The 5,547-nt window shown below is 62.3% G+C and carries 3 protein-coding genes and 2 pseudogenes; 4 read left to right on the top strand and 1 reads right to left on the bottom strand.

The features are described 5' to 3' along the window. The 4 genes and pseudogenes from ABY403_RS12810 to ABY403_RS12795 form a co-directional block, all read left to right on the top strand. A pseudogene (locus ABY403_RS12810) lies at positions 1-211 on the top strand (hypothetical protein); the annotation flags it as partial. Positions 212-238: 27 nt separating this feature from the next. Next, a complete protein-coding gene (locus tag ABY403_RS12805; RefSeq protein WP_372841212.1) occupies positions 239-1,645 on the top strand; it encodes an aldehyde dehydrogenase family protein in 1,407 nt (468 codons plus the stop codon). Next, entirely contained in the window at positions 1,645-3,420 is a 1,776-nt protein-coding gene (locus tag ABY403_RS12800) for a thiamine pyrophosphate-binding protein (protein WP_372841211.1), read from the top strand. Before ABY403_RS12805 ends, ABY403_RS12800 begins: the two co-directional genes overlap by 1 nt. 109 nt (positions 3,421-3,529) lie before the next feature. Continuing rightward, positions 3,530-5,347: a bifunctional sugar phosphate isomerase/epimerase/4-hydroxyphenylpyruvate dioxygenase family protein gene (locus ABY403_RS12795; protein WP_372841210.1), complete on the top strand. Its 1,818-nt coding sequence runs from the start codon at positions 3,530-3,532 to the stop codon at positions 5,345-5,347. A 22-nt stretch (positions 5,348-5,369) separates the two neighbouring features. Here the strand turns inward: ABY403_RS12795 and ABY403_RS12790 are convergent. Further along, positions 5,370-5,547, bottom strand: a pseudogene (locus ABY403_RS12790) (ornithine carbamoyltransferase); the annotation flags it as partial.

The following is a 5,547-nucleotide window of genomic DNA, read 5'->3' as shown; positions in this document are numbered from 1 at the left end:
GGCACGACTTTACCCCGGCGAGGGCGCGATAGACCTGGCGGCATTCGCCGCGTTGCTGCCGCAGGTGCCGCTTTCGATCGAACTGCCGAACGCAAAGCGCAGCGCAGAGCTTGGCCATCTGGGCCACGCCCGCCGCTGCCTTGAGGCGACGCACAGGGTATTTGACCGGCAGGGCCACACGCCTCTGCCGCGCACCGGAACCGCTGGCTAGGCCAGCCCCTTTTCTAGGAGCCTTGAAATGGCAAAAGACCTTACCGCCGCAGACGTTCAGCAGGTGGCAGAGATGGTAGCCCGCGCCCGCGTAGCGATGGAGGCGATCAAAGATTACGATCAGGCACAGGTAGACCGTCTGGCGCAGGCGCTTGGCTGGGCCTGCGGCAACGAAAAAACCTTTCTGCGCATTGCCCAGATGGGTGTCGATGAAAGTGGCATCGGCGACCGCGAGGGCCGCGCGGGCAAGCGATTCAAGATCCTCGGCGTTTTGCGCGACGCGCTGCGCGGCAAGTCGGTGGGCGTGATCGAGCACGACGAGGCCAAGGGCATCACCAAGATCGGCAAACCCGCCGGGGTGATCGCCAGCCTGATCCCCACAACCAACCCAGAGCTGACGCCCCCGGTGACTGGCATTTATGCGATCAAATGCAAGGATGCGGTGATCTTTTCACCGCATCCGCGCGCCAAGAATACCACTTTTGAGATGGTTCGCGTCATGCGCGAGACGCTCAAGAAACTGGGCGCGCCGGAAGATCTGTTCCAATGCGTGCAAAACCCCTCGATCCCGCTGACGAACGAATTGATGGCGCAGTGTGACCTGACGCTGGCCACCGGCGGCAAGCCAATGGTCAAGGCCGCCTATTCCTCGGGCAAACCCGCCTATGGCGTAGGTGCCGGAAACTCGACCATGGTCATCGACGAAACCGCCGACATCGCGGAAGCGGCCAATTTTTCGCGCATCTCGAAAACATCTGACTTTGGTTCGGGCTGTTCGGCCGATGGCAACCTGCTGATCGACGACCGCGTTTATGACGCGATGCGTGCGGCGCTGGTGGCCGAGGGCGGCTATCTGTGCAACGCGCAGGAAAAGGCTTTGCTGGAAAACGCGCTTTGGGACGCGAAAGGCGCGCGCACCATCAACACCGTCGCGGTCAAGGCGCAGAAAATCGCCGAAATCGCAGGTTTCAGCATACCTGACGACCGCAAGTTCATCATGGTCGAACAAGACCAGATCGGCAAAGAGCACAAGTTCTCGTCAGAAAAACTTAGCGTTGTCATGGCCTTGTTCAAATACCACGGGTTTGATGATGCATTGAAGAAAGTGGTTCAGATTTACGAGGTCGGCGGCAAGGGCCACAGCTGCGGCATCTATTCCTTTGACGATGACCACATCGCACAGCTTGCCGCGGTTGCACCCGTTTCGCGCATGATGGTGCGCCAGCCGCAATCAAAGGCCAACGCGGGCAGCTTCAACAACGGTATGCCGATGACCTCTAGCCTTGGTTGCGGCATCTGGGGCGGCAACATCACCAACGAGAACGTCAGCCTCAAGCATTACATGAACGTCACATGGGTCAGCCGCCCGATCGCAGAAGACCGCCCCTCGGACGCCGAACTTTTTGGTGAGTTTTACAACACCGAGGTGATGTGATGACCAAAGACCTGATCGCCCCGCAACTCGTGCGCTACCTCGAAGGGCGCGGTGTGCGGCATGTATTCGGCCTTTGCGGGCACACCAATATCGCGGTGCTTTCAGCGATGGCCAACAGCCAGCTGCAATTCGTCAACGTGCGCCACGAACAAATCGCGGCCCACGCCGCAGACGGCTACGCGCGCGTTACGGGCAAGGCGTCGGTGCTGCTGTCGCACCTTTCTCCGGGGCTGACCAATGCGGCAACCGGCGTGGCCAATGCCGCGCTTGATTGCATTCCGATGGTAGTGATCGCGGGCGACGTGCCCAGCTATTACTACGGCAAGCACCCGCACCAAGAGGTGAACCTGCATGCCGACGCCAGCCAGTATGAAATCTACCGCCCCTTCGTGAAGCGGGCGTGGCGTGTCGATACGCCAGAGTTGCTGCCGGAAATCCTTGAAAAAGCGTTTCTTCTGGCCGAAAGCGGGCAACCCGGCCCGGTGCTGGTGAACGTGCCGATGGACTTTTTCTCGGCCAAAATTGACGTGGCGCTTTGGGATCGGCTTGGCGCAAACGCGAAAACGCTGCTCAAACCCTCGATCGACGATGAAACCGCGCGGGCGATCATTTCGCGGCTGCTCGATGCCAAGAACCCGGTGATCTACGCAGGCGGGGGCGTGGCGCTGGCCCGCGCTTGGGAGGAATTGCGCGCGCTGGTCGATCATCTGCAACTGCCCGTGGCCCACAGCCTGATGGGCAAAGGCTCTCTGCCCGATGACCACCCGCTTGTATTGGGCATGACCGGCTTTTGGGGCACCAGCTTCACCAACCAGACCACCCGCACCGCAGACCTTATCCTCGGACTTGGCACTCGGTTCAAAGAGGCGGACTGCTCGTCTTGGGAGCCGCAATACACATTTGATATCGGCCCGGCGGGCGCAAAGCTGATCCATATCGACATCGAACCAGCCGAGATCGGGCGCAATTATCCTGCCGAGATCGGTGTAGTGGCCGACCTGAAATCGGCGCTGCGGGTTCTGGTGCGGGTTGCAAAGGACATGGCACCAAAGGGTGTGAAACGCCCGGCACTGGTGCAATCCATCGCCACGTTCCGCGCCGATTTTGCGGCGAAGAACGTAGAGATACAGCGCTCTGACGCCTTCCCGATGATGCCCGAACGTATTCTGGCCGATCTGCGCGCCGAAATGCCGCAGGATGCAATCCTGACCTCGGATGTGGGCTGGAACAAGAATGGCGTGGCGCAGCAGTTCGATATTCTGACCCCCGGTTCGATCCTTATTCCGGGCGGCTTTGCGACCATGGGTTTCGGCCCGCCAGCCGCGCTTGGGGCCAAGATCGCAGCACCTGAGCGGGTTGTGATCAGCCTTGTCGGTGACGGTGGCTTCGGCCAGAACCCGGCGGTGCTGGCAACCGCCGCGGCTGAAGGTTTGGCGGTGGTCTGGGTGGTGATGAACAATAACGCCTTTGGCACCATCGCCGGGCTGCAAATGGCGCATTACGGCCTAACCTATGGCACCACCTTCCAAAAAGCCGAAGACCCGATGGGCCAGACGCCCGACTACGCCGCAATCGCCCGCGCCTATGGCTGCGACGGGGTGCGCGTGGCGTCGGCGGCAGAGTTCCGCCCCGCACTGGCGGCGGCGATTGCCTCGGGGCGGCCCACGGTGATTGACGTGGCGATGACCAACACGCCAACGCCGACCTCGGGGCATTGGAACATCCTCGATATCTACAGCCCCGGAAAGAAAGTCGGGCACGTTTCGACGAACTGACTGAGGGCGGGGCATCGGCAAAGCGGTGCCCCGCCATCGCGCGCGATTGGGTTTGCACGCCACCCGGCGCGCGGATAGTTTGCAGCAAACCCGGCCAAGGGAGCCCCCCATGCAACGCTGTATCTCGTCGCTGTCCTTTTCGGACCCTTTGGCCGAAAAAATCCGCGCCGCAGCCGAGGCGGGCTTTGAGGGAATCGAGATCTTCCGCGAAGATATCGTGGGCTTCGACGGCACCCCCGAAGACATCGCCGCACTGGCCCGCAACTCTGGCATCGCCATTACCAGTCTGCAATCCTTGCGCGACTGGGAAGCCTCGCCCGAAGATCGCAGCACTTGGTGCGACACGCAGGCCGCGCGCTTTCTGGACCTCGCAGCACGGCTTGGTGCACCGCTGCTGGTGGTCTGCGCCAACACCCGCGCCGATGCGCTGGCCGACCCGGCGCGCGCCGCGGCCGATCTTGCGCGGCTGGCCGACATGGCAGCGGCGCGCGGGCTAAAGCTAGGCTACGAGGCGCTGGTCACCTCGACCCATGTAAAGACCTACGCAGATGCTTGGGAGATCGTGCAACGCGCGGCGCGGCCGAACCTTGGGCTGGTGGTCAACGCCATTCACACCTTCGCCGCCGATGCGGGGCTCGCGGGGCTGGCGCAGATCGACATGGAGCGGGTGTTTCTTGTGCACCTGGCCGACGCCCCCACCACCCGCATCGACCCGCGACTGATGACCGAAAGCTTCCGCTTGCTGCCCGGTCAAGGCAACCTGCCGGTCGCCGAGCTTTACGCGGACCTTCTGGCGCGCGGCTACGCCGGGCCGATGTCGATGGAGATTTTCAACGACCAACTGCGCGCGCTGGAACCCGCGCTGATCGCGCGCGATGCGATGCGCGCTTACGACCTGCTTGAAGATCGCATGGCCGCTGACGGTGTTGCACGCTCTGCGGTGGAGCGCGTGGCTTTCATAGAGCTTGTCTGCGGCGGGCAGGAAGCCGATGCATTGGCCGCGCTGTTGGGCGCGATGGGGTTTGCCAAAACCCACGCAGGGGCGGCGCTTTCCGCCTATCAGCAGGGCGAAATCACGATTTTGCTCAACCGCGCCGAGAAGGGACTCGCGCATTCGCTTTACCTCATGCAGGGGCTTGGCGTGGCCTCGCTCGGCTTGCAGGTTTCGCAGATGGCACCCTTTGCCAAGGCGGTCGAGCCCGGTGCCAAGGCCGGGGGGCACGATCTGCCGCTGGTACGTGGCCCCGGCGGCAGCGCCTTTTACCTGCTCGACAGGCCCTTGGATCAAACCGCGCTGTTCCGGCGCGCGCTGACGGTGGTCAAAGGCGCGGAAGCGGGCGGGCAATTGACCCACATCGACCATTTCGCGCAGGCGTTGGTGCCAAACCTGTTCCTTTCGGCGCTGCTGTTTTACCGCGCGATCTTTGATTTCCGCTCTGAATCGCAGCGCGACGTGCTTGACCCGCATGGAACCGTGCATAGCCGCGTGGTGGCAAACGATGACGGATCGGTGCGCCTGTCGCTCAATTCATCGCTAAGTGCCGGCACCTCGACCACGCGATTTCTGGAAAAAGCGGGCTATGCGGCGTGGCACCATTTTGCCTTCGCCACCACCGATATCTTCGCCGTCGCAGCCAGCCTGCCGCAGGCGCAGCTGTTGCAGATTCCGCCCAATTACTACGACGATCTCTATCTGCGCTTCGATCTGCCCGAGGCGCTGGTTGAACGGATGCGGGGCCTGAACATTCTTTACGACCGCGACGGAGCGGGCGAATATTTCCAGCTTTATACACGCGCGATCAACGGCTTGTTCTTTGAGGTCGTGCAGCGCGAAGGCTATGCGGGCTTGGGCGCGCCCAACGCCGGGGTGCGGATGCAGGCCCAATCGCGCGAATACGAGGCGCAGCACGCGCTGGATATGTTCTGATCCAAGCGCGCGGCGCTGTGCCTCAAACCTTGAGGCACCAGCGCATGATCGCCTTTTGTGCGTGCAGGCGGTTTTCGGCCTCGTCGAACACCACCGAGGCGGGGCCGTCCATGACGGTGCTTGTCACCTCGTCATTGCGATGCGCAGGCAAGCAATGCATGAACAGCGCATCGGGCTTTGCCGCCGCCATCAACGCATCG

The organism is Phaeovulum sp. (assembly GCF_041596715.1).
Classification (GTDB): Bacteria; Pseudomonadota; Alphaproteobacteria; order Rhodobacterales; family Rhodobacteraceae; genus UBA6213.
The sequence above is the reverse complement of the archived record's forward strand: the minus strand, read 5'-3'. Positions and strand labels throughout refer to the sequence as shown.